The sequence below is a fragment of the Staphylococcus capitis subsp. capitis genome (genome assembly GCF_040739495.1).
Lineage (GTDB): Bacteria > Bacillota > Bacilli > Staphylococcales > Staphylococcaceae > Staphylococcus > Staphylococcus capitis.
In genome coordinates this window covers 1,969,954-1,995,326 of record NZ_CP145263.1, presented here as the reverse complement: position 1 = coordinate 1,995,326, position 25,373 = coordinate 1,969,954, and the positions used below count along the sequence as shown (strand labels likewise).

Here is a 25,373-nt window from a genome sequence, read left to right as displayed (position 1 = left end):
TAGAAGAAATTACATTTTTTTCGGGGGTGTCACGATGGGAAGGTCTTAACATGTAGTCGTCACTTATTTAATAACGATGATTTTCAAAACGTGTTACCTATGCGTGACACATATAATATGGAGGTGAATCCCTAGAAATAGGGAATTAATTGGAAACTTCGACCATAATTAGTTTAATCACATTTTTTTTTTGATTGCATTAACTACGGTATTCGTTGGATCTGAATTCGCACTTGTTAAAGTAAGATCAACGCGAATTGAACAATTAGTTGAAGAAGGAAATAGAAGCGCAAAAATAGTCAAAAAAATGATAGCTAATCTGGATTACTATCTATCTGCATGTCAGTTAGGTATTACAGTGACGTCATTAGGCTTAGGTTGGTTAGGGGAACCAACTTTTGAAAAGTTATTGCATCCTCTATTCGATTTATTAAATCTGCCTGATGCCTTAACTACGACAATTTCATTTGTTATATCATTTATTGTAGTGACTTATTTACACGTGGTATTAGGTGAATTAGCACCTAAATCATTTGCGATTCAACACACTGAACAACTCGCATTACTTTATTCAAGACCACTTTATTACTTCGGTAATATTATGAAACCATTAATTTGGTTAATGAATGGTTCAGCACGTGTGATTGTAAGAATGTTTGGCTTTGATCCAGACGCTCAATCGGATGCAATGTCAGAAGAAGAAATTAAAATTATTATAAATAATAGTTATAACGGCGGAGAAATCAATCAAACTGAGCTTGCATATATGCAGAATATCTTTTCATTTGACGAACGCCATGCTAAAGATATCATGGTACCACGTACTCAAATGGTGACACTTAATGAACCATTTAATGTGGATGAGTTACTTGAAACGATAAAAGAACATCAATTTACCCGTTATCCTATCACTGAAGATGGGGATAAAGACCATGTTAAAGGATTTATAAATGTTAAAGAATTTTTAACAGAATACGCTTCAGGCAAACCAATAAAAATCGCGAATTACATCCACGAGTTACCAATGATTTCTGAAACTACACGTATTAGTGATGCACTTATTAGAATGCAGAGAGAACATGTGCATATTAGTTTAATCATTGATGAATATGGTGGTACAGCAGGTATCTTAACAATGGAGGATATCTTAGAAGAAATCGTTGGCGAAATTCGTGATGAGTTCGATGATGATGAAGTAAACGACATTGTTAAATTGGATGATACAACTTACCAGATTAATGGACGTGTACTATTAGATGACCTCAATGAACAATATGGTATCGAATTTGAAGATTCAGAAGATATAGATACAATTGGTGGCTGGCTTCAATCACGTAATACGAATTTACAAAAAGACGATTATGTTGATACTGAGTATGATCGTTGGGTTATTACCGAAATTGACAATCATCAAATTATTTGGATTAATTTAAAATATGAATTTAATAATAATCGACCATCTTTAGATGAAGAAGATGAAAATGAAAATTCTGAGTCATAATGGTTTTAAGGCGCTTAAACTTAATGTTTAAGCGTCTTTATTTGTGTCTCATATGGGCGATAAGTTATCCTTAATGTCACAATACGACCAATAACTTATTATTGCACTCATACGTATGCAATAATGATACTGAGTATAGATAATTATTTTAATATCATTAAACGTAATGACGTCAGGATATTCGACTAAATTTACGCTTTAATTAGTTATCTAATTTTAAAAGTCACATATATATAGGTAGGCCAAGTATTGAGGCGCTCTTTTATAAAGAAATGCCTTAAATCATAGAAGTTGGAAGAGTGCAATAAAATAAATATTACAAATTGTATTTTTGTTCTGAATCTATAAAAAAACTGGATAATAAGGAGAGAAACATAAATGGTAAATGATACTCAAGTTTTAAACAATGGTTATCCAATGCCTTCAATTGGGTTAGGTGTTTATAAAATTACTGATGAAGATATGGAGAATGTAGTGAATACGGCAATAGAAACAGGTTATCGAGCTTTTGATACTGCATATTTTTATGGTAACGAAGTTGCTTTAGGTAAAGCTTTACAAAATTCAGGAGTAGATAGAGAAGATTTATTTATTACATCTAAATTGTGGAATGATTATCAAGGATATGATAACACGATTGAATATTTTAATCAGTCTTTAGAAAACTTAGGTTTAGATTATATTGATTTATTTCTAATTCACTGGCCATGTGAGAAAGATGGTTTATACATTGAATCTTATAAAGCGTTAGAAAAATTATATGATGAAGGTAAAGTCAAAGCTATTGGAGTTTGTAACTTTAAACAGCATCATCTGGAAAAATTAATGGAAGAGACGGAAGTAGTCCCTCAAGTTAATCAAATAGAATTACATCCTTATTTCAATCAAGAAGATGTTCAAGAATTTTGTGATAATCATGATATCAAGGTAACAGCATGGATGCCTCTAATGAGAAATAGAGGTTTATTAGATGATTCAACAATTGTTGATATTGCGAAACGCTACGATAAAACGCCTGCTCAAGTTGTTTTACGCTGGCATTTAGCTCATAATCGATTGATTATACCTAAATCTAAGACACCGGAACGTATTAAAGAAAACTTTAATATTTTAGATTTTAATTTGGAACTAACAGATGTTGCGGAAATTGATAGTTTAAATAAAGGTGCTCGTCAAGGTAAAGATCCTGATGAGGTTAGTATAGGCGGTTTAAAATAGTCTCAAATTTAGTGATGATAGACTGCATGAACTTTAAAAAGTTCTATTTGTTACATTATTTTTGAAGAAAATATATTTATTAATTTATAATAAAGGGTAGAAATAAATATTGAGCTAAAGTTAAGATTATGTAAATAAATAGTTTTGGCTAGAATATACTATTAAGAAATTGATAAAATATTATAAAATCAACTTATAGAAAAGGATGTAATCAGATGAAAGTCAGAGTCATCGTTCCTTGTTATAACGAAGGAGAAGTCGTATTAAAAACCTATGACAAGTTGACTGAAATTATGTCAGAAGATAGTTCAGTTAAAAATTATGAATACGATTTATTATTTATTGATGATGGTAGCAAGGACACTACGATTGACCATTTACAAAATCTTGCTGCTTATGATAGCCATGTTAAGTTTCTATCATTTAGTAGAAATTTTGGTAAAGAAGCTGCAATGATTGCTGGTTATCAAAATAGCACGAATCATGATGCTGTAGTGATGATAGATGGCGATTTACAACATCCTCCTGAATATATTCCTCAGATGGTTGAAGGATATTTAGAAGGATATGATCAAGTTATTGCTAAAAGAGACCGTAAAGGTGAAAACTTTGCTCGTAAATCAATGTCTCGTTTTTACTATAAAATGATCAATACTTTTGTAGAGGATATTCAATTTGAGGATGGTGTTGGTGACTTTAGATTACTTAGCCAACGAGCAGTCCAAGCCTTAACATCACTTGATGAGTATAATCGATTTTCAAAAGGATTATTTGAATGGATAGGTTATAATACTAAGATTTTCACTTATGAAAATGTGACGCGAGAAGCGGGTGAGTCGAAGTGGACATTTAGAAAACTTTTAAATTATGGTATTGATGGTTTGATTTCATTTAATAATAAACCGTTGCGTATGATGATTTATCTAGGAATGTTTACTTTTTCAATTAGTATTTTATATATCGTCTATTTATTTATTAATATTTTAATCTCAGGTATTAATATCCCTGGTTACTTCACAACTATTGCTGCAATCCTTTTATTAGGAGGTATACAACTCATATCAATAGGTGTGATAGGTGAATACATCGGACGTATATATTATGAGGTTAAACATAGACCAAAATATATCGTCCAGGCTACTAATCTTAAACCAATTGATAATGAATCTAGTCAGAAGCAAACACACAATAAAGTGAACACACCACAATATAAAAATAGAGATGACTACTATAAATTGAGTACTTATCGTAGGGAAAGTGCGCAAATTAAGTCTAATACTCAAGCAAGTGAGCAAGAAGATCGGTATAAACAACACGTCTATTAAAGATAAGAGTAAGAGAGTGTCGAAACAAAATTAGTTTTGACACTCTCTTTTTGAGTTATTTATGAAAAGGTAAATTTTTTTAATGTGAGTGTCATAGTTGTCCCAACATTAAGTTCGCTTTCCACTGATATTGAGGCATCAATTTGTTGCGCAAGTTCATTCGCAATGTACAATCCCAATCCCGAACCACCTGTTTTAGTATTTCTTGAGTCTTCTACTCTAAAAGTTCTTTCAAAGATGCGAGATTGAAGTTCAGGCAAGATTCCAATGCCTTCGTCTTTAATTGCTATATTAATGCTATCGTTATTAGCATTTTCAGAAATAATAATATCAATTCGGCTTCCATAATTAGAAAACTTTAATGCATTATCTAATAAATTAGTCAAAATACGTTCTAAGGGAGGATGATATTGATAAAAAGCATCAATATGACTACAGAAATTAACTTCTAATGATCGATGTTCAAGTTTAATACGTTGTTCGTATGTTTGTAATATATTTACAAGTAACTGATCCAACTGAATTAATTCTAATGGATAGGAACGACCTGTGTTGAGTGAAATCACATGAGTCATGTCATCAAACAAGGTAGATAAACGATTGGCTTGTTTAATCAATGTCTCATAGGCTGCATGAACTTCTTGTTGTTCATTTTTAATCATGTCCATTTGTTTCGTGATTTCATCTGCCATTTTATTAAATGAGTCGTTTAATTCTCTAATTTCTCTAGGTGATTGGAAAGTATCATCGTCTATTAAATGCTCACCGTTGACGAATTGTTTCGTTTTAATGTTAAATTGTTTAATTTTCTGGATTAAAGGATTAATAAAGATACTACATATCGATAGTGTTAAACAACTTGTAATCATTGTTGTAATGCTCAAGGTTAATGTCATATGACCATTGAACCACATGAGTTTATACGCAATGACTAGTATTATGGTTGTTAAGAGTACGCTAGAAATAACGCCGATAGCGATTTGACTACGTATAGAGAACATGCTTATCGGCTCCTTTCAAATTTATATCCTAACCCCCATACCGTTGTTATCGTATATGTGATGAAGTGGTGTTTCTCTAACTTTTCTCTTATGCGATGAATATGAACATTAACAGTATTCGCATCTTCATAGTAATCGTATCCCCAAACATTTTCTAAAAGCTCTGACTTGGAGATGACTTCATTTTCACGTGAGGCAAGGTACCATAGTAATTCAAATTCTTTAATACGCATAGGAATGTCTTCACTATTTATTGTTAATGTCTTACTTGGATTTTTTAAAATAAGGCCGTTAAATTCAAGTTGCTGTGCTTTCATTTCTTTTACAATATCGTATCCTGTTACTTCAGGCATCATAATATCTAAAATCATGACATCGATTTCTGATGACAGTAATTTGATAGCTTCTTTACCATTTGTTGTTGTTGTTACATGATAACCTTCATATTCAAAGTAAGTCTGACATATATCTACGATATCTTGCTCATCATCTACGATTAGTAAGTGGGTCATGCTTGTCTTCACCTCGGTTGTTACGTTCTCTAAAATGAGTGATAACTTCTTTAAGTGAAATCTTGTTAATTAATGAGTGACTCATTAATAAGATTATAAAGAATGCTAATTGTAGAGGGTACGTAAAAATCATATCTGCTAAGATATAATTTATCATAACAAAGGCACCAAAGAAACTTGCAGTATAGGCGAAGACGCCTAAAATTAAACCTAAACCTATGGCCATTTCTCCTAACGGGATGATGAAGTTGAATAAACCTGTTGTATGTGAAACGATATTTTCGAAAAACCATTTATACCACTGTGGAGAATCTGTATTATCGCGAATGACAGGTACTAGACCATTGAGTGTGAAATCGCCTGTAAACTTTTCCAAACCTTGTCGGAAAATGATAATGCCAGAACCTACGCGAATAATAAAGATGATTAATAAACTTAATTTGTTCATCGTTTTTCCTCTCTTTCTCTCATTACAAACATATGAATCTGTGATTAAGTTATTTCAATTTTGCGCCACCGAAAATGACATGAGCTTTTTCGCAATAGATAGTTACTTCGTTGTATTGATTTAAATCAACGTTCTTTAAATCAAATGTTTGTTGAGATTTGTTGTAATCCACTGTTGAAATTTTCTTACCTGATTTAATATTGCCATCTTTCGTTAAGTAAACGTACAAGTCTGGTCCTTTAGATGACTTATAGTCTTCAAGCATTAATTTTCCGTTTTCAATTTTTGCTGTACCTTCGACCTTTTCGCCATTTTTAGATTTAAATGTACCAGATAATTTTTTCGATTTATCAGTTTTAACCTTGCTTTCTTCTTGTTGTTTATCTTTGTTCTGAGTGTGTTCATTACTTGAATTCGAATTTCCACAAGCTCCTAAAGTAAGGGATGTAACAATTGCACCTGCTGCAAATAAATATTTTGTATTCATGGTGTATTCCTCTTTTCTATTTGTATTTAAGATAAGTTTAATCGGAGTAACACACATAAACCATTAACTATTTATTAACTACATTTAAAAAAGAATTAAATCAAAATAATTTTTATTTATAGATATAAGAATTAATGTGATTTTAAAGATTTAAAAAGAAAAGTGGAGAATTAAAAGACAATATATAGAAGGACAAAAAAAGACTGAGATAACAAGTATTATCTCAGTCCAGATATTCATGATTAAGGTAGATAAGTGAATTAAAAATATGCTTATACCAAGCTTCTTTTAATCCTAAGATCTCTTGAAGGCGAGCCTCACTATACAAATTTTTAACAATGTATAAGTACTATAAGTTTCCTTTCACAAAAAAGATACCTTGCCACAAAATATATGCTATGAATAAGAAGTAAACAATCACAAAGACATACCAAAAAGGCGTCAAAATCATCATTAACGTCAATGATAAAATAATAATAATTGTACCAGTGGTAATCGGTCTTTTAACTTTTCGTAATAAAGACAGGCGTTCGATTTCTGATAATTTAAAGGTTCCCACAAATAGCAAAACAGCGCCAATTATAAATACTGCTGGTGCTAAATAAGGTAAAGACATGTATACAGATTGTTCACTTGAACTATCAGTGATAAATTGAGCTAAACTGATGACTATAGCAAATATAGTAGCGATAAATTTTTGTTCTTTTATAAAAAATGGGTACAATTTTTTATTTAAATATATCTGTAAAAATGTCCATACTAAAAATAAAATTGTAGTGAATAAAGTTATGAAATTAAACTTATCAATAACAAATATATCAATCACACAGTTGATCGATATTGATAATAATATGGAGCTAAACTTAAGTTGTTTGTATTGATGCCGATATAAGTCAAAGCCGATAACGAGTAGGACAACGGCAATATTAATTAATATAAATATAATCATGTTGAACTCCTATCCATAATTCTTCATCTCAACATTATATCAATTAACATAAACTTAATCATTACAAAACACTCAAGAAACTTTAACTTATTATTTATTTTAAACTCCTTTTTTATTACTCCACAATAATGTATGTAATTGTGGTAGTACATATACATGGTTCATATCATCACTTTCCATAACTCTGTCTACTAGTTTTTCATATCTTTCTAATAATTTATCAGTGTGATGTTCAACTTCATCCTCTAAATAGGGATTACCCACTTGAAGGTAAAATGGAATTGAAGGGTAACGATGGTGAATCATTTTCGCGAATTCATAATCTTCTTCATTAAATATAACGACTTTTAAATTAAGTGTGTCATCTATACATTGTTCAATAACTGAATCTAATATATCTAAATTCGGTTTCATCATTGAACTAGGTGGTTTAGGACTAATTGTTAAATCATTAATTTGAGTCATCCATGGTTGGAATTTACTACCTTGTGTTTCTAATGCTGTATAAATATTTTTCTCTTCAAACAAATCAACTAAATCTTGAATCCCTTTAATTAGGGCTGGGTTACCTCCTGAAATAGTGACATGATTAAAATGGTTGCCACCTACTTCAAGTAATTCTTCATAGATTTCTTCAGCTGTAAGTAGACGTATATCTTCCTTAGCGCTACCATCCCAAGTGAAAGCTGAGTCGCACCAACTACAACGATAATCACAACCAGCTGTACGCACAAACATCGTTTTACGGCCAATGACACGACCTTCACCTTGAATTGTAGGTCCAAATACTTCTAAAACTGGAATCTTAGCCATAAATTATTGTGCATCCTTTGGTCGATAAACTACATAGCTTGTTGGTGTCTCACGTAAGAATACTTGAACACACTTAGGTTGGTTATCACGGTTACTTAAGTAGTCTTGTACCATAGTATAAATTGTTTGTGCGACAATTTCTGTAGATGGACTTTTTCCTTTAAAAGGTTCTAGATCATTCAATAAATAATGATCAAATTGATCATGGATTAACTGTTTTAAATCACTAAAGTTTACAAGAAAGCCATTATGATCTAATTTATCACCGGCTATCGTTATATTTACGAAATATGTATGACCATGTGTTCTCATACATTTCCCGGCATCTTTACTAGGGATATAATGTGCAGCAGAAAAATTAAAGTCCTTATTCAGTTCGAATTGGTAGGGGTGTTCAACACTTGGATAGATTTGTTGTAACATATTACTCCACTCCTTTGCTTTCTAAATAATGATGTAAACCACGTGCTCTTAACTTACAAGCCGGACATTCTCCACAACCGTCTCCGATAATACCGTTATAGCATGTAAGTGTATGATGGCGTATATAATCTAATACACCTAATTCATCACTCAATTCCCATGTTTGGGCTTTATCTAGCCACATTAATGGAGTGTGAATGACAAAATCTTTATCCATTGAGAGACTTAATGTCACATTCATTGATTTAATAAAACTGTCTCTACAATCTGGGTATCCAGAAAAGTCTGTTTCGCATACGCCAGTGATAATATGTTTAGCATTAACTTGGTAAGCTAAGGCTCCGGCAAATGATAAAAATAATAAATTACGTGCTGGTACAAACGTATTAGGTATACCATCCTCGTTTTCTTCAATTTCTAAATCATGTTGTGTTAACGCATTGGGTGTAAGTTGAGATAAAAGAGACATGTCTAAGATATGATGTTTTAAATTCTGTTCATTTGCAATTTTTCTAGCTACTTCAATTTCAGTGTCATGTCTTTGACCATAATTAAATGTGACAAGTTCTACTTCTTTAAAATGTTTTTTTGCATAAAATAAACAAGTCGTACTGTCTTGACCACCGCTAAATACTACGATAGCTTTGTCTTTGTCTAAGGTACTTTTAGTCATAGCAATTACTCCTCATTATTATTAAATTTTGACATAAAAAAAGTCTATCTCTATAAAAAAGATAGACATGGGGATGTAAGAACACATATAGTTTTAATCATATAACCAAAAGTATATGTATACTCGCATTCATAGTAGTTGAATACTTGTCTAGTTTTTTATAGAGGGTTTCGGCTAGGAACCTCTTTTTATTAATTTTGTACGCAAAATAGAATAAACGATATACTGTATAAAATCAAGTCAAGTTCTGTGATAATAGAGTGACATTGATAATGAAATAATAAAATATAATTTTTCGGAGCAAACTTATGATTGTAATGATAGATAACCATGATTCTTTTACATATAATTTAATAGATTATCTTAAAGTTCAAACGACTGATGAGATCAAAGTGATATCAGTTGATGAAGTGACGATTACAACGCTTAAAAAGTTGAGCCCTAAAGCTATTATTATCTCACCTGGGCCCGGTAGACCAAGTGATTATCCAGTACTATCAACCATTCTTTCTCATTATGACCAACTTATACCTATTCTTGGCGTATGCTTAGGGTTTCAATCCATCGTTGAATATTATGGTGGTCGTGTTATCCATAGTCCTAAACCTATACATGGGCACACCACCATTTTACGCCATACTAATGAAGGTATCTTCGAAGGGCTTCCTCAGGATTTTAACGTTATGAGATATCACTCATTGATGGTTGATTCGGGATGCATACCAAATAATTTAAAGGTCACTGCGATAAATGATGAAAACGTTATTATGGCTGTTCAACATCAACAGTTATCAATTTATGGTGTGCAATATCATCCAGAATCTATTTTAAGTGAATATGGTCATGAGCAACTTAGATTATTTTTAAATGAGGCAGGCGTTCAATATGCATGTTGAATTCAATTATCGATATTATGAAGATGAAGATAGTTATACAGACTACCATTTATTAATGGAAGAATGTTTAGATTCTGAAATTGCATACAGTATTGAGGATGTGGGAAACGTTGTTCATTTTGCTGAAAATGAACAGCAAAAAGGTCATTATGTCGCATTATATTTGACGTATGAAGCGGCACCTTATTTTAATAAGCATATGTGTGTAAATATGTTACCAGAAACAAATATTTTAGCAGCTGCATATGCATTCAAATGTGGTAAGAAGTTAGGGAGAAATAGTCCTCAACGCTACACTAGTACAAATAATCATTTATCGCATCACTTCAATTTTATAGAAAGTGACGTAGAAATGATCAACAAAATAAAGCACGTACAAGATGCCATTGTAGATGGCGACACTTATCAAGTTAATTATACGACGCGTTTAATGTCAGATATTCAGTTACCTATTAAGGAAGTATATGACAAATTAAATAATCAACAAAATGGTAGTTATACAGCTCTTATAGATACACCAGAAATAAAAGTTGCATCTATTTCTCCAGAATTATTTTTTCAAAAAGGGGATTTTAGAGGTAAGAACAATGTCATTGTCAGTAAACCTATGAAAGGAACTATGCCCAGAGGTCAAACTTCAGATGAAGACAAAATATTATTTAATAAATTAAAGCATTCCAATAAAGATAGAGCCGAAAATGTGATGATCGTAGACTTGTTAAGAAATGATATTGCTCGAATTTCACAAAGTGGCACGGTTAATGTATATAAACCATTTATGATTGAATGTTATAACACAGTATTTCAAATGACGAGCATGGTTACTGGACAGTTAGAATCGGAAACGAAGCTTATAAACATCTTTAATGCATTATTTCCTTGTGGATCAATTACAGGCGCACCTAAATTAAGTACCATGAAATATATTGAACAATTAGAGTCATCTCCTCGCTCAATTTATTGTGGAACGATAGGTATGTTATTACCAGAAGGGCGTATGGTTTTTAATATTCCTATACGTACTATTGAGTATAGAAATCAATGTGCAATCTATGGCGTAGGTGCAGGTATTACGATTGATTCTATTCCTGAAAATGAGGTTCAAGAATTTCACGCTAAAACTAAAATTTTGGAGAATTTGTAAGATGCAATTATTTGAAACAATGAAACTCGAAGATGGTTATATTTCTAGAGAAGATTATCATTTAAAAAGACTTACAAAATCGAGTGAACAGTTAAAATTTAATTTTGATCAACAACATTGGTATGATTTAACTCAATTAATAAAGACGACTTATACAAATGGCAAATATCGTTTGAAGTTAACTTTAGAAAAAAATGGGCAATTAAATTATGTACTCGCACCAGTAGCAGATAAAACAACTTTTACAGCTCGATTGGTTCAAAGATCACATCTAGTAAACGAATCGATTATAGTAAATAAAACTTCTGAACGTCGTTATTTAGAGCATAGTCATGAAACAGATTTAATACTATTATATGATGAAGCTGGAAAAATTTTGGAATTTGATATTGGTAACATTATGATCGAGGAAGGAAATGAATGGTACACGCCCTGTTATAATGATGATTTTCTACGAGGTTGTATGCGTCAATCACTTATTGATCAAGGTAAATTAAAAACTAAAGATATTAAGATAGATGAGTTTAAAAAGAAAATACAAAGAAAACAAATTAATGTCTATTTAATCAATAGTTTACGAGAGGTTGCCGATGTCAAAATTTATCTATAAAATTAATATGAAAGAAATTTTGAATATTTAAAAGAAGAGGTAGCCTATGACAATCTTATGGTTAGTTATCTTAGTTGTGCTTGCAATTTTAAATAAATATATTGTTCAAAAATTGTTATCGCAAGATAAAGTACTTCACGCACGAATTTGTGCGACGATAACTAGCGTATGTGCATGTCTACTGGTTTACCTTTTTATAAAATCGTTGATGCCGCATGTCATTGATTTAATGAATGTGTTTTATCATCACTAATTTGTAAGAGGTGGAAATATGAAAATATACAGTCAAGGCGACCAAGCTATTGTTGTATTTATTGAAAAAGATGTATCTCAAAACCTTACAGAGGATTTATTAGCATTAAGATCATATTTAATTGATAAAGCATATCCATTTATTACTGAAATTGTACCTACAGAATCTGATTTGATGATTTGCTATGATGCTAGAGACATGATTAAACATCACAATATCCAATCACCATTTCTATATATGAAAGCTTTAATTGATTCAATACAAATGGAGATTAATCATCATGAAGGAGAACAACATCTCATTGAAGTACCTATCGTATATGGTGATGAGTTTGGTCCAGATCTCCCAGAATTATTAAAGCATCTTAAACTGAAATTAAATGATTTTATTCAATTACATACTGAGGCAAACTACTTTGTTTCAATGATGGGGTATTCTCCAGGGTTTCCATATTTAACCGGCATGCATAAAAAGTTATATGTTAACCATACGAGTAAACAAAAAAAGTTTATCCCAGCTGGTTCAGTTATTCTAGAAGGGAAAAAATGTGGAATTGTAACTACCGATACGTATAACGATTGGTTAGTCATAGGATATACACCACTTCAATTATTCTTTCCTGATCAAGAAGATTTTACTTTATTTAAATTAGGGGACAATGTAACTTTCAAAGCGAAAGAGAAAAACGATATAAAGCTAGGAGATTTTAAACATGTCAATCATAATTGAAAATAGTGGGCTGTTTAGTAGCTTTCAAGATTTTGGGCGAGATGGTTATGAACATGACGGCGTAATACCTGGTGGAGCATTAGATGATTTAGCGCATGAAATTGCTAACCGACTTGTAGCTAATGATAAGAATGAAGCTACACTTGAAATGACACATAAAATGGCTAAGATCCGCTTTACTGAACCTGCGTTGATTGCATTGACCGGGGGTAATTTCAAAGCTGAAACTCAAAATATAAAGGTATATCCTAATAAATTATATCTTATTGAAAAAGGGGAAGTACTTAAATTTAAAGAAACTAGTCGCACCTCACGTGTATATTTAGCAATTGGAGGGGGATTTAAGTTAGATAAATGGCTTGATTCTACGTCTACGGATTTCAATGTTAAAATAGGTGGTTTCAAAGGAAGAAAATTGGAAAACGGGGATGAAGTAGAGTTAAAACGTGACTATTCTAAACGCCATATTAAATTATTTGAAAATTTATCTGAAACACGTACAACTGATTGGGGCATAGATGGATACGCCTTATCCTTTAATTATATTTCGGACGTGTTTCATGTAATTAAGAATAAAGGTACTGAAGATTTTAAGAAGGATGCGATACAGCGTTTTACTTTAACCGATTATAAAGTATCTAGTAAAACGAACAGAGTAGGAATGTTATTAGATGGTCAGAAAATTAAAGCCTATTATGATGACATGCCGGCACATCAATCAGTAAAAAAAGGAACTATACAAGTTAAAAGAGATGGTACACCTATCGTCTTATTAAATGATCACTATACATTAGGAAGCTATCCTCAAATTGGAACCATAGCGAGTTATCATTTAACAAAGTTAGCTCAAAAACCTCAAGGTTCAAAATTAAAATTTCAATTTATAGATATTGAAACAGCGGAGAAAAACCTTATTAAGTATAGTAATTGGCTAAACCAACTGTTTCACGGTATTGAGTATCGCATGCAACTTGAAATGTTGAAATAGCTTGTTGAAGCGGCTGAATGAAAGTTATTTTAGTTAGCTAGTACTAAAGTATGATGAAATGATTGAGATAAATAACTATAATAAGATATTGTTTTATTAAAACTTTAAGTCACTCAATTGTTTGAAAAAGGTGCATGAGTGGTAACACTATACTTTTAAATCGTGTTTTTACTTGATATTTGCAACACATTACTATATATTTATAAATTGAACTATGTATTATTATTACAATATGATTACAAACATCATAATTTCTTAATAAAAAGTTAACATCTTTAAAGAATGAGTTAGCACATGTCTATAGTACGACTAGCTTATATTGATATGTTAAAGTTAAGTTTTATAAAATGAATAAATAGTTATTAAACACTGAGTCAATGGAACATTAAAGGAAATATAAAATAAACCAGTAAATATTGAATTGTCGGAAAGCGACGATATATCATTTTGATAATTGAGTATTAAATCCAAAGTACGTATTAAGTTTTATAATTAATTTCTGATTATCAGCTTTGAAATTTTTTATTTGATTATTAAACATTGTGATAAATGTATAAAAATGATTTATTACTATTAACGGAGGAAACAAACATGAGTTTACCCAAAAAGAAAATTAGTCTTTTTGCGTTCTTCTTATTAACGGTATTCACAATTACCTTGAAGACGTATTTTTCATATTATGTTGATTTTTCTTTAGGTGTTAAGGGATTAGTTCAAAACTTAATATTACTTATGAATCCTTATAGTTTAATTGCACTAATTTTAAGTGTGTTCTTATTCTTTAAAGGTAAGAAAGCTTTCTGGTTCATGTTTATTGGAGGATTCTTATTAACGTTTTTACTTTATGCAAACGTCGTTTACTTCCGATTCTTCTCAGACTTTTTAACATTTAGTACATTGAACCAAGCAGGTAACGTTGAGTCAATGGGTGGCGCTGTCGGAGCATCATTCAAATGGTACGACTTTGTTTACTTTATTGATACGATTATTTACCTTATTATTTTAATTTTTAAACGTAATTGGTTAGATACAAGAGCATTTAGTAAGAAATTTGTTCCAGTTGTAATGGCTGCTTCAGTAGCCTTATTCTTTTTAAACTTAGCATTTGCAGAGACAGATAGACCTGAACTATTAACTAGAACATTTGACCATAAATATCTTGTTAAGTATTTAGGGCCATACAACTTCACTGTCTATGACGGTGTAAAAACTATCCAAAACAATCAACAAAAAGCACTCGCTTCTGAAGATGATTTAACTAAAGTTTTAAATTACACTAAACAAAAACGTACAGAACCAAATCAAGAGTATTATGGTGCAGCGAAAAAGAAAAATATTATTAAAATTCATTTAGAAAGTTTCCAAACTTTCTTAATTAACAAAAAGGTAAATGGTAAAGAAGTTACTCCATTCTTAAATAAATTATCAAGTGGTAAACAAGACTTTACTTATTTCCCAAACTTCTTCCATCAAACTGGACAAGGTAAAACATCCGATGCCGAGTTTACAATGGATAATAGTTTATATGGATTACCACAAGGTTCAGCATATTCACTTAAAGGCGATAACACTTACCAATCATTACCAGCTATCTTAGACCAAAAAGAAGGCTACACTTCAAATGTTATGCACGGTGACTATAAAACATTCTGGAACCGTGACCAAGTGTATAAACATTTTGGTATTGATAAGTTTTACGATGCAACATATTTTGATATGTCTGATGATAATATCGTTAACCTTGGTCTTAAAGATAAACCATTCTTTAAAGCATCAGCTGACTATCAAGCTAAAATGAAAAAACCGTTCTACTCTCATATGATTACACTTACGAACCATTATCCATTTACATTGGATGAAAAAGATGCATCAATCGATAAACCTAACACAGGTGATACAACAGTAGACGGTTATATTCAAACAGCACATTATCTTGACCAAGCCTTAGAAGAGTACATTACAGATCTTAAGAAGAAAGGTCTTTATGATAATTCAGTTATTATGATTTACGGTGACCATTATGGTATCTCTGAAAATCATAACAACGCGATGGAAAAATTATTAGGTGAGAAAATCACTCCAGCTAAATTCACTGATTTAAACCGTACTGGTTTCTGGTTGAAAATACCTGGTAAATCAGGTGGTGTGAATAAAGAATACGCTGGCCAAATGGACGTTATGCCAACAATTCTTCACTTAGTAGGTATCGATAGTAAGAACTACTTAATGTTTGGTACAGATATGTTCTCTAAACAACATAATGACGTTGTACCATTTAGAAATGGTGACTTCATTACTAAAGATTATAAATATGTAAATGGTAAGATTTACTCTAATAAAGATAATGAATTAATAACGAAGAAACCTAAGGACTTCGACAAGAATAAGAAACAGGTTGAGAAGGATCTTGAAATGAGTGATAGTGTTCTTAACGGAGACTTATTCAGATTCTACAAAAACCCTGACTTCAAGAAAATTAACCCGTCTAAGTATGAATACAAACCAGGTCCTAAAGGCAACGAGAAAAAATAATACCACACATCAATCTGGATTGAGTAGCTAAACCAAGTTTACTCAATCCAGATTTTCCTTCATACACAAAAAGAGGACTATCAGATTCTTCGCATAGCGCGAAACAATATATCTGATAGTCCTCTTTTTTATATAAGCAAATCAATCAACATTATCATTTCACCAAAGTAACTAAAATATGCCTAACCAAGGGCAACATCAAGTATCATCATAATCGTAAACCCAATCATTAAACTCATTGTAGCTAAATCAGTATTATTACCAGATTGAGAATCTGGAATAAGTTCCTCAACAACAACGAAAATCATCGCACCAGCGGCAAAGGCCAATGCATAAGGTAAAATTGGATTTACAACTAAAATAGCAGCTGCACCGATTGTTGCAAAAATTGGTTCAACAATAGCTGAAGCTTGACCATAGTTAAAAGATTTCAAACGAGAAGCACCTGCAGCTCTAATTGGCATGGACAATGCAGCTCCTTTAGGAATATTTTGAATACCAATACCTATAGCGAGACCTATTGCACCTAAGAAAGTGGCTTGTCCATTTCCTGAAACAACGCCTCCAAATGCGACACCTATCGATAATCCCTCAGGAATATTGTGTAGCGTAATTGCTAATACAAGTAATGTATTTTTACCGAGTGATGTTTTCACACCTTCACGTTGCTGATTTTTATCTTGAGCATTTTGGTGAATATGAGGAATCACATAATCTAATGCTCGAATAAAGAAGCCACCGAGAATAAAACCTATTGCAGCTGGAAGCCATGGTACTGAACTTCCTTTACTGGACTCAATGGCAGGTTCTAATAACGACCAAAAACTTGCTGCTATCATAATACCTGCTGCAAAACCTTGCATTGAGTTTAATACTTTATCATTTACCTTCTTAAACACAAAAACAGCTGCAGCACCAAGCGCAGTTAATAACCACGTGATGATACCAGCTGTAAGTGCTTGGATATATGGTGGCAGATTTTCAAAGAATTGTGCCATAAGTATGTCTCCTTGTATCATTTAAGTCTAAAAAGGTGTATAATATATAGAACTGAATTAAGCTTAACAAAATTATTTTAAAAATTCGATAGTTGACAATATTCTTTATTTGAAAAGGAAGATAAGCATGGAAGCATATAAAATTGAACATTTAAATAAATCCTATGCAGATAAAGTCATATTCGACAATTTAAATTTATCTATCTCAGAACATGAGAGAATTGGTCTTGTAGGTATTAATGGTACAGGGAAGAGTACATTACTCAAAGTGATCGGTGGTATTGATGATGATTTTACTGCAGATATTACTCACCCTAATCAATATCGAATACGTTATTCATCTCAGAAGCAAGATTTAGATGGAGAAATGACAGTATTTGAAGCAGTATTAAGTTCAGATACACCAACATTAAGTGTTATCAAAGCATATGAAAGTGCTGTAAATGCTTATGCCGATGACCAAAGTGAAACTAAATTAAATACAATGATGCGTGCACAAGAAGCAATGGACAGAAATGAAGCGTGGGATTATAATGCTGAAATTAAAACGATATTATCCAAATTAGGTATTAATGATACTAATAAATATGTTCGTGAGCTTTCAGGTGGACAACAAAAACGTGTTGTTTTAGCTAAGACGCTTATTGAACAACCAGATTTATTACTACTTGATGAGCCCACAAACCATTTAGACTTTGAGTCCATTAACTGGTTAATTAATTATGTAAAACAATATCCACATACTGTTTTATTTGTAACTCACGACCGCTATTTCTTAAATGAAGTATCTACACGTATAATTGAACTAGATAGAGGTAAGTTAAAAGCGTATCCAGGTAATTATGAAGATTACATAGCAATGCGTGCTGAAAATGAGATAATTGAACAAAAACAACAACAAAAGCAAAAAGCATTATATAAACAAGAATTAGCTTGGATGCGAGCGGGAGCTAAAGCGAGAACAACGAAACAACAAGCACGTATTAATCGTTTTAATCAACTAGAATCGGAAGTAAAGAGTCAACATTCTCAAGATAAAGGAGAATTGAACCTTGCCTATTCAAGACTAGGTAAGCAAGTTTATGAATTAAATCACGTAACGAAGTCGATTCAAGACAGAGTGTTATTTAAAGATATTACTGAAATTATTCAAAGTGGACAACGCATAGGTGTAGTAGGACCTAATGGTGCAGGTAAAACAACTCTGCTTAATATATTAAGTAACGAAGATCATGAATTTGAAGGAGAGTTAAAGATTGGGCAGACTGTTAAGGTAGCCTATTTTAAACAAACAGAGGAAACTTTAGATCGTGACATCCGAATGATAGATTATTTACGTGAAGAAAGTGAAGTGGCTAAAGAGAAGGATGGAACTTCAATTTCTGTCACTCAATTATTAGAGCGATTCCTATTTCCAAGTTCTACGCATGGTAAGAAAATTTATAAACTTTCCGGTGGAGAACAAAAAAGACTCTATTTATTACGCTTGTTAGTTCATAAACCCAATGTACTTTTACTAGATGAGCCTACAAATGATTTAGATACTGAAACGCTCACTATATTAGAAGATTATATCGATGATTTCGGTGGATCTGTTATCACAGTCAGCCATGATCGATATTTCCTTAACAAAGTTGCACAAGAATATTGGTATATACATGATGGTTACATGGAAAAAATCAAAGGAACATTTGAAGATTATGAGGCTTATAAGAAAGAACAGGAAAGGCAAACATCATTAGCTAAACAATCTGCGCAACAATCTAAACAACAGGTACAATCAAGAAAGAAATCAGGGCTTTCTTATAACGAAAAATTAGAATATGAAACGATTATGACTCGCATTGAAGAAACGGAAGAAAGATTGGAAGTAATTGATGAAGAGATGGTAGCAGCCAGTGCGGATTATGCCAAAATCAAAGAATTGAATGAAGAGAAAGAACAACTTGAACAAACATATGAAGCAGACATCACAAGATGGAGTGAACTTGAGGAAATAAAAGAACAATAAGGGGAATGAAATCATGCAAGAAACTTTATCGCATTATTTTGGTTACGAAACATTTCGGCCAGGGCAAAAGGAGATTATAACCAAAATATTAGACCATCGCAATACGCTTGGAGTTCTTCCAACCGGTGGCGGTAAATCTTTATGTTATCAGGTACCAGGACTTATGCTTGGAGGCACGACTATTGTTATAAGCCCGCTCATTTCATTAATGAAAGACCAGGTGGATCAGCTTAAAGCTATGGGCATCAAAGCAGCGTACTTAAACAGCAGTTTGACTCAGAAGCAACAAATAGATATTGAACAAGAACTTAAGCAAGGCGATATTCAATTCTTATATGTAGCGCCTGAAAGATTTGAGAACTCATATTTCTTAAGTTTACTTCGAAAAGTTAATATTCATTTAGTTGCATTTGATGAAGCGCATTGTATTTCTAAATGGGGTCATGATTTTAGACCAAGTTATCAAAGCGTTATACATAAAGTATTTTCATTGCCACAAAATTTTACCATTGTAGCATTAACGGCTACCGCTACGGCTGAAGTTCAACAGGATATTATGGAAAAGTTAAACATTGGCAAACAAGATGAAATTAAGACGAGCACGAAACGTCGCAACTTAATTTTCAGAGTGAACCCAACGTACCAACGTCAAAAATTTGTAGTGGACTACGTTACGAGTCATGAGGGACAAGCAGGTATTATTTATTGTTCAACGCGTAAGCAAGTTGAAGAATTAAATGAAGCTTTAGAAAATGAAAACGTTAAAAGTACAATTTATCATGCCGGTCTAACAAATAAAGAACGTGAAGAATCCCAAAACGATTTCCTTTACGACCGTGTAGAAGTAGTTGTGGCAACAAATGCCTTTGGTATGGGGATAGACAAATCAAATGTGCGCTATGTGGTACATTACAATATGCCTGGAGATATAGAGTCTTATTATCAAGAAGCTGGGCGTGCAGGTCGTGATGGTTTAAAAAGTGAATGTATTCTATTATTTAGTGAACGAGATAAAGGCTTACATGAGTATTTTATTACAGTTTCTCAAGCAGATGATGATTATAAAGATAAAATGGGTGAAAAACTTACTAAAATGCTTCAATACACGAAGACTAAGAAATGTCTTGAGGCTACTATCGTGCATTACTTTGAACCCAATGAAAATTTAGAAGAATGTGAACAATGCAGTAACTGTGTACAAGAAAATAAAACATATGATATGACGCGTGAAGCTAAAATGATTATAAGTTGTATAGCTAGAATGAAACAACAGGAAAGCTACAGCGTGATTATTCAAGTATTAAGAGGCGAAGTTACAGATTATATAAAATATAATGATTACGACCAACTCACAACTCATGGTTTAATGAAAAACTACACTACGTCTGAATTAGCTCATTTAATTGATGAGTTACGTTTTAAAGGTTATCTTAATGAAAATGACGAAATCCTTATATGCGATAATTCAGTTAAAGATTTACTTAATGATAGTACGAAAGTTTATACTACGCCGTTTAAACAAAAAAGCAAAGAAAAGGTATATATCAATACGGTTGAAGGTGTCGATCGCGCACTTTATAGTGAACTCGTTGAAGTACGTAAACAACTTAGCGATAAACTAGATATCCCTCCAGTAAATATTTTTTCTGATTACACGCTTGAAGAATTTGCAAAACGCAAACCAGAAACTAAACAAGAAATGATTTCAATAGATGGTGTAGGAAGCTATAAATTGAAGCATTACTGTCCTAAATTTTTAGAAAAAATACAAACCTATAAAACAAGTATATAAAATTCTTTATTCTATCAACGACAAAGTCTACCTCATTTAGATTTTGTCGTTATTTTTGAGTTAGCGTTTTATTTTTAATGATTGGTGATATAAGTTTTAGCAACAACATAACTATCATCCTAAAACACAAGTGAATTTGCTTGATTCATATACTATTTTTAATAAGTGTAGAAAATTTAAAAAATTCAATAATATAAAGCTTAATAAAATGTTATTTTCACATTAAAAATGATTTAATAGGGAATATAGATTAAAATTGTCTACTTTTAGTAGAATGAACGAAGGTGAAATTGTGATTGAATTTAAGAATGTTACAAAACGATATGGGAATAATACCGCAGTAGATAGCGTGAGTTTTAATATTAAAGAAGGGGAATTCTTCGTATTAATTGGACCATCAGGATGTGGAAAAACTACAACACTCAAAATGATTAATCGCTTGATTCCTTTGAGTGAAGGATATATTTATTTTAAAGGTAAACCTATTAGCGATTACCCAGTATATGAAATGCGTTGGGACATTGGATACGTCTTACAACAAATTGCTTTATTTCCACATATGACTATAAAAGAGAATGTTGCACAAGTGCCTCAAATGAAGAAGTGGAAAGATAAGGATATTGAGCAACGTGTTGATGAATTATTAAACATGGTTGGTTTAGAATCAGAAAAATTTAAAAATCGAAAACCTGATGAATTATCAGGTGGACAACGTCAACGCGTTGGTGTCGTACGCGCTTTGGCAGCAGACCCTCCTGTGATTATTATGGATGAACCATTTAGTGCATTAGATCCTATTAGTAGAGAAAAATTACAAGATGATTTAATAGAGTTACAAACTAAAATTAAAAAGACAATTGTTTTTGTTACGCATGATATTCAAGAAGCAATGAAATTGGGAGATAGAATTTGTTTATTAAATGATGGACATGTTGAACAAATTGATACACCCCAAGGTTTCAAAGACCATCCTCAGACTGACTTTGTTAAACAATTTATGGGAAGTCACCTTGAACAACAATCTGGAAACGAATTAACTAATATTAAAATTAAGGAATTAAATGTACATCGTCCATTAGGTAAAATGTCCACTACATCAAGTTATCCTGAAGTGAATGAAAATCAAAAAGTAGAAGACATTTATCATCTTCTAGCACAAACAGATGCTGTTATTGTCAAAGATAGTAACGATCAAAAGCAGTATTTACTAAAGCGTGAAGACATTTTCAACTATTTATCTGAAAGAAAGGAGAACGTCACACATGCATGAGTTTCTAAGCACATTAGGTGATAGAAAAGGACAACTTCTTTCTACGATTATTGAACATATTCAAATTTCGTTTATCGCATTATTAATTGCAACTATTATTGCAGTGCCTTTAGGAATACTCTTAACAAAAACGAAAAAAATATCAGAGATTGTAATGAATATCGCCGCGGTATTACAAACCATTCCTTCACTCGCGTTATTAGGTCTGATGATACCAATATTTGGAATTGGACGAGTGCCTGCAATCATTGCGCTAGTTGTATATGCTCTATTACCTATACTACGTAATACATACACTGGGATTGAAGAGGTAGATCCGTCTTTAGTTGAAGCGGCTAAAGGTATTGGTATGAAACCATTCAGAAGACTAACTAAGGTAGAATTACCTATAGCGACGCCCGTCATCATGGCAGGTATTCGTACTGCAATGGTATTAATTATCGGTACTGCTACTTTAGCAGCATTAATTGGTGCTGGAGGTTTAGGGGACCTTATTCTATTAGGTATTGATCGTAATGATAGTTCACTAATTTTAATTGGTGCGATTCCAGCAGCTTTATTAGCTATTATTTTTGATTTAATTTTGAGATATATGGAAAAGCTTTCTTATAAAAAACTATTAATTACCCTTGGTGCAATTGTACTAGTTATTTTATTAGCAATATTGATTCCGCTATTTGCACAAAAAGGCGATAAGATTACACTTGCGGGTAAATTAGGTTCAGAACCGTCTGTTATCACTAACATGTATAAAATCTTAATTGAGGATGAAACAGATGACACGGTGGATGTTAAAGATGGAATGGGGAAAACATCATTCTTATTTAATGCATTAAAATCTGATGATATAGATGGTTATTTAGAGTTTACTGGTACCGTGTTAGGTGAGCTTACTAAAGAAGACTTAAAATCAAAAAAAGAACCAGCGGTATATCAGCAAGCGAAGACAAGTTTAGAGAAGAAAGATCATATGACGATGCTAAAGCCAATGAAATACAATAATACTTATGCGTTAGCTGTTAAGCGAGACTTCGCAAAGAAAAATAACATTAAGACCATAGGCGATTTACAAAAAGTAGAAGATAAACTTAAACCAGGGTTTACACTGGAATTCAATGATCGTCCGGATGGTTTCAAAGCCGTTAAGAAAGCATATAATCTTAATATTTCTAATGTCAAAACAATGGAACCTAAACTACGCTATACAGCTGTTGAAAAAGGAGACATTAATTTAATCGATGCGTATTCCACAGATGCTGAATTAAAACAGTATAATATGGTTGTGTTGAAAGATGATAAACACGTCTTCCCACCATATCAAGGTGCGCCAATGTTTAAAGGAAAATTCTTGAAAGATCATCCTGAAGTGAAGAAACCGTTGAATAAATTAGCTGGAAAAATTACAGATGAACAAATGCAAGAAATGAACTACAAAGTAACAGTGAAAAAACAAGATCCTTATAAAGTAGCCAAAGATTATTTGAAAAAAGAAGGTCTAATTAAATAAAGCTTATTAAATTCCTGGCATGTTGAAATGTCAGGAATTTTTACTACAAGCTACTAAAGGCTCATTGATTTTAAAACTCATTATTGTTTATAATTAATACTAAGTTTTTTAAAATCTCAGTCAATTTAGAAGGGGATACTCAACTATGAAAAGTCAGTTAAATCAATTATCTGCATATGAACCTGGTCTTTCTCCAGAAGCATTAAAAAAAGAGTATGGTATTGAGGGTGAATTATTCAAATTAGCATCAAATGAAAATTTGTATGGCCCAACACCAAAAGCTAAAGAGGCGATAAAGCAACATTTAGATGAGCTGTACTACTATCCTGAAAGTGGATCACCCAGTCTAAGAAGGGCTATCAGTAAACATTTAAATATCGACGAATCACGTATTTTATTCGGGGCTGGTCTTGATGAAGTGATATTAATGATTTCAAGAGCGGTGTTAACACCTGGGGATAAAATTGTTACAAGTGAAGCTACCTTTGGACAGTACTATCATAATGCTATTGTCGAGTCAGCCGAGGTTGTTCAAGTTCCGCTTAAAGAGGGCGGGTTCGATTTAGAAGGTATCCTACAAAGTATTGATGATAATACAGCGCTAGTTTGGCTATGTAATCCTAATAACCCGACTGGTACTTATTTTGATCATGAAACATTAAACGACTTCTTAACACAAGTGCCGAGTCATATTCCAGTGTTAATCGATGAAGCATATGTTGAATTTGTAACTGCATCAGATTTTCCTGACACTTTAAAGCTACAAGAAACATTTGAGAATGCCTTTTTATTACGCACTTTCTCTAAAGCATATGGCTTAGCTGGATTAAGAGTAGGTTATGTCGTTGCTTCTCCTGACGCTATTGAAAAGTGGAACATCATTAGACCACCATTCAATATCACTAGAATTTCAGAATATGCAGCAATTGCTGCATTAGAAGACCAAGCGTATTTAAAAGATATTACTCAACGAAATGCAGTAGAACGCGAGAAATTTTATCAAATTCCTCAAAGTAAGCACTTTTTACCAAGTCAAACTAATTTCATTTTTGTGAAAACGAACAATAGTAAAGCGTTATACGATGAGTTACTAAAAGTGGGCTGCATTACTAGACCTTTTCCGAATGGTGTAAGGATTACAATAGGCTTCCCAGAACAAAATAAGAAGATGTTAGAAGTATTAAAAGATTTTAATTATTAATAAGTTCTAATATTTATATATAAATTAAAAGAGTGTAGTACAGAATAAGAATTTATCAATGAACACTGTGCTACACTTTAATATTTGCTATA

Annotated in this window: 23 protein-coding genes, 1 pseudogene and 1 riboswitch; of the genes and pseudogenes, 15 read left to right on the top strand and 9 right to left on the bottom strand. The window is 32.2% G+C overall.

The features are described from left to right. Window positions 1-149 precede the first annotated feature (149 nt). The 3 genes and pseudogenes from V6C74_RS09895 to V6C74_RS09885 all read left to right on the top strand — a co-directional run bounded on the left by V6C74_RS09895 (window position 150) and on the right by V6C74_RS09885 (window position 4,044). Window positions 150-1,501: pseudogene (locus V6C74_RS09895) on the top strand (hemolysin family protein). Window positions 1,502-1,879: 378 nt separating this feature from the next. Further along, a complete protein-coding gene (locus V6C74_RS09890; RefSeq protein ID WP_002452698.1) occupies window positions 1,880-2,719 on the top strand; it encodes an aldo/keto reductase in 840 nt (279 codons plus the stop codon). Window positions 2,720-2,934: 215 nt separating this feature from the next. Then, entirely contained in the window at window positions 2,935-4,044 is a 1,110-nt protein-coding gene (locus V6C74_RS09885) for a glycosyltransferase family 2 protein (RefSeq protein WP_002452699.1), read from the top strand. 59 nt (window positions 4,045-4,103) lie between these two features. Here the strand turns inward: V6C74_RS09885 and V6C74_RS09880 are convergent, their stop codons facing one another. The 8 genes from V6C74_RS09880 to queC all read right to left on the bottom strand — a co-directional run bounded on the left by V6C74_RS09880 (window position 4,104) and on the right by queC (window position 9,350). Beyond that, window positions 4,104-5,045, bottom strand: coding sequence for a cell wall metabolism sensor histidine kinase WalK (locus V6C74_RS09880; RefSeq protein WP_002452700.1), 942 nt, complete (start codon window positions 5,043-5,045; stop codon window positions 4,104-4,106). Between the two features lie 2 nt (window positions 5,046-5,047). Beyond that, window positions 5,048-5,557, bottom strand: coding sequence for a response regulator transcription factor (locus V6C74_RS09875; RefSeq protein ID WP_016898345.1), 510 nt, complete (start codon window positions 5,555-5,557; stop codon window positions 5,048-5,050). Continuing rightward, a complete protein-coding gene (locus tag V6C74_RS09870; protein WP_002452702.1) occupies window positions 5,532-6,005 on the bottom strand; it encodes a DoxX family membrane protein in 474 nt (157 codons plus the stop codon). Before V6C74_RS09870 ends, V6C74_RS09875 begins: the two co-directional genes overlap by 26 nt. A gap of 49 nt (window positions 6,006-6,054) precedes the next feature. Next, on the bottom strand, window positions 6,055-6,492 hold the full coding sequence (locus tag V6C74_RS09865; protein WP_016898343.1) for a DM13 domain-containing protein: 438 nt from the start codon (window positions 6,490-6,492) through the stop codon (window positions 6,055-6,057). 349 nt (window positions 6,493-6,841) lie between these two features. After that, window positions 6,842-7,441, bottom strand: coding sequence for a hypothetical protein (locus V6C74_RS09860; protein WP_002452704.1), 600 nt, complete (start codon window positions 7,439-7,441; stop codon window positions 6,842-6,844). Between the two features lie 99 nt (window positions 7,442-7,540). Then, window positions 7,541-8,254, bottom strand: coding sequence for a 7-carboxy-7-deazaguanine synthase QueE (queE, locus tag V6C74_RS09855; protein ID WP_002452705.1), 714 nt, complete (start codon window positions 8,252-8,254; stop codon window positions 7,541-7,543). 3 nt (window positions 8,255-8,257) lie between these two features. Beyond that, entirely contained in the window at window positions 8,258-8,677 is a 420-nt protein-coding gene (gene queD / locus V6C74_RS09850; protein WP_002452706.1) for a 6-carboxytetrahydropterin synthase QueD, read from the bottom strand. A gap of 1 nt (window position 8,678) precedes the next feature. Next, window positions 8,679-9,350: a 7-cyano-7-deazaguanine synthase QueC gene (gene queC / locus V6C74_RS09845; protein ID WP_002452707.1), complete on the bottom strand. Its 672-nt coding sequence runs from the start codon at window positions 9,348-9,350 to the stop codon at window positions 8,679-8,681. Window positions 9,351-9,494: 144 nt separating this feature from the next. Further along, window positions 9,495-9,541: riboswitch (PreQ1 riboswitch) on the bottom strand. Window positions 9,542-9,658: 117 nt separating this feature from the next. On the opposite strand from queC, the gene V6C74_RS09840 reads away from it, so the two are divergent. The 7 genes from V6C74_RS09840 (at window position 9,659) to ltaS (ending at window position 16,502) form a co-directional block, all read left to right on the top strand. Then, window positions 9,659-10,246 carry an aminodeoxychorismate/anthranilate synthase component II gene (locus V6C74_RS09840; protein WP_002452708.1) on the top strand — a complete coding sequence of 196 codons (588 nt, stop codon included), beginning with the start codon at window positions 9,659-9,661 and terminating at the stop codon, window positions 10,244-10,246. Further along, entirely contained in the window at window positions 10,236-11,390 is a 1,155-nt protein-coding gene (gene pabB, locus V6C74_RS09835) for an aminodeoxychorismate synthase component I (protein WP_016898342.1), read from the top strand. The genes V6C74_RS09840 and pabB overlap by 11 nt, the downstream gene beginning before the upstream one ends. Window position 11,391: 1 nt before the next feature. Beyond that, window positions 11,392-12,000, top strand: a complete 609-nt coding sequence (locus tag V6C74_RS09830) for an aminotransferase class IV (protein ID WP_002452710.1) — start codon at window positions 11,392-11,394, stop codon at window positions 11,998-12,000. Window positions 12,001-12,046: 46 nt separating this feature from the next. Continuing rightward, window positions 12,047-12,253 carry a hypothetical protein gene (locus V6C74_RS09825; protein ID WP_002452711.1) on the top strand — a complete coding sequence of 69 codons (207 nt, stop codon included), beginning with the start codon at window positions 12,047-12,049 and terminating at the stop codon, window positions 12,251-12,253. Window positions 12,254-12,271: 18 nt separating this feature from the next. Continuing rightward, a complete protein-coding gene (locus tag V6C74_RS09820) occupies window positions 12,272-12,982 on the top strand; it encodes a carboxyltransferase domain-containing protein (RefSeq protein WP_002452712.1) in 711 nt (236 codons plus the stop codon). Further along, entirely contained in the window at window positions 12,966-13,970 is a 1,005-nt protein-coding gene (locus V6C74_RS09815; protein ID WP_002452713.1) for a biotin-dependent carboxyltransferase family protein, read from the top strand. The genes V6C74_RS09820 and V6C74_RS09815 overlap by 17 nt, the downstream gene beginning before the upstream one ends. 591 nt (window positions 13,971-14,561) lie before the next feature. After that, window positions 14,562-16,502, top strand: coding sequence for a polyglycerol-phosphate lipoteichoic acid synthase LtaS (gene ltaS / locus V6C74_RS09810; RefSeq protein WP_002452714.1), 1,941 nt, complete (start codon window positions 14,562-14,564; stop codon window positions 16,500-16,502). Window positions 16,503-16,684: 182 nt separating this feature from the next. Here the strand turns inward: ltaS and V6C74_RS09805 are convergent, their stop codons facing one another. Then, window positions 16,685-17,500 carry a ZIP family metal transporter gene (locus V6C74_RS09805; RefSeq protein ID WP_002452715.1) on the bottom strand — a complete coding sequence of 272 codons (816 nt, stop codon included), beginning with the start codon at window positions 17,498-17,500 and terminating at the stop codon, window positions 16,685-16,687. A 121-nt stretch (window positions 17,501-17,621) separates the two neighbouring features. On the opposite strand from V6C74_RS09805, the gene V6C74_RS09800 reads away from it, so the two are divergent. The 5 genes from V6C74_RS09800 (at window position 17,622) to hisC (ending at window position 25,281) form a co-directional block, all read left to right on the top strand. Next, complete coding sequence (locus V6C74_RS09800; protein ID WP_171002257.1) at window positions 17,622-19,511, top strand: ABC-F family ATP-binding cassette domain-containing protein; 1,890 nt, start codon at window positions 17,622-17,624, stop codon at window positions 19,509-19,511. Window positions 19,512-19,521: 10 nt separating this feature from the next. Then, the gene (recQ, locus tag V6C74_RS09795; RefSeq protein ID WP_029625725.1) at window positions 19,522-21,303 is read left to right on the top strand and encodes a DNA helicase RecQ; all 1,782 of its coding nucleotides are present in this window, start codon (window positions 19,522-19,524) and stop codon (window positions 21,301-21,303) included. A 292-nt stretch (window positions 21,304-21,595) separates the two neighbouring features. Further along, window positions 21,596-22,573, top strand: coding sequence for an ABC transporter ATP-binding protein (locus tag V6C74_RS09790; RefSeq protein WP_029625724.1), 978 nt, complete (start codon window positions 21,596-21,598; stop codon window positions 22,571-22,573). Beyond that, window positions 22,566-24,080, top strand: coding sequence for an ABC transporter permease/substrate-binding protein (locus tag V6C74_RS09785; protein WP_002452719.1), 1,515 nt, complete (start codon window positions 22,566-22,568; stop codon window positions 24,078-24,080). The genes V6C74_RS09790 and V6C74_RS09785 overlap by 8 nt, the downstream gene beginning before the upstream one ends. 145 nt (window positions 24,081-24,225) lie before the next feature. Beyond that, window positions 24,226-25,281, top strand: coding sequence for a histidinol-phosphate transaminase (gene hisC, locus V6C74_RS09780; RefSeq protein ID WP_002452720.1), 1,056 nt, complete (start codon window positions 24,226-24,228; stop codon window positions 25,279-25,281). Window positions 25,282-25,373 lie beyond the last annotated feature (92 nt).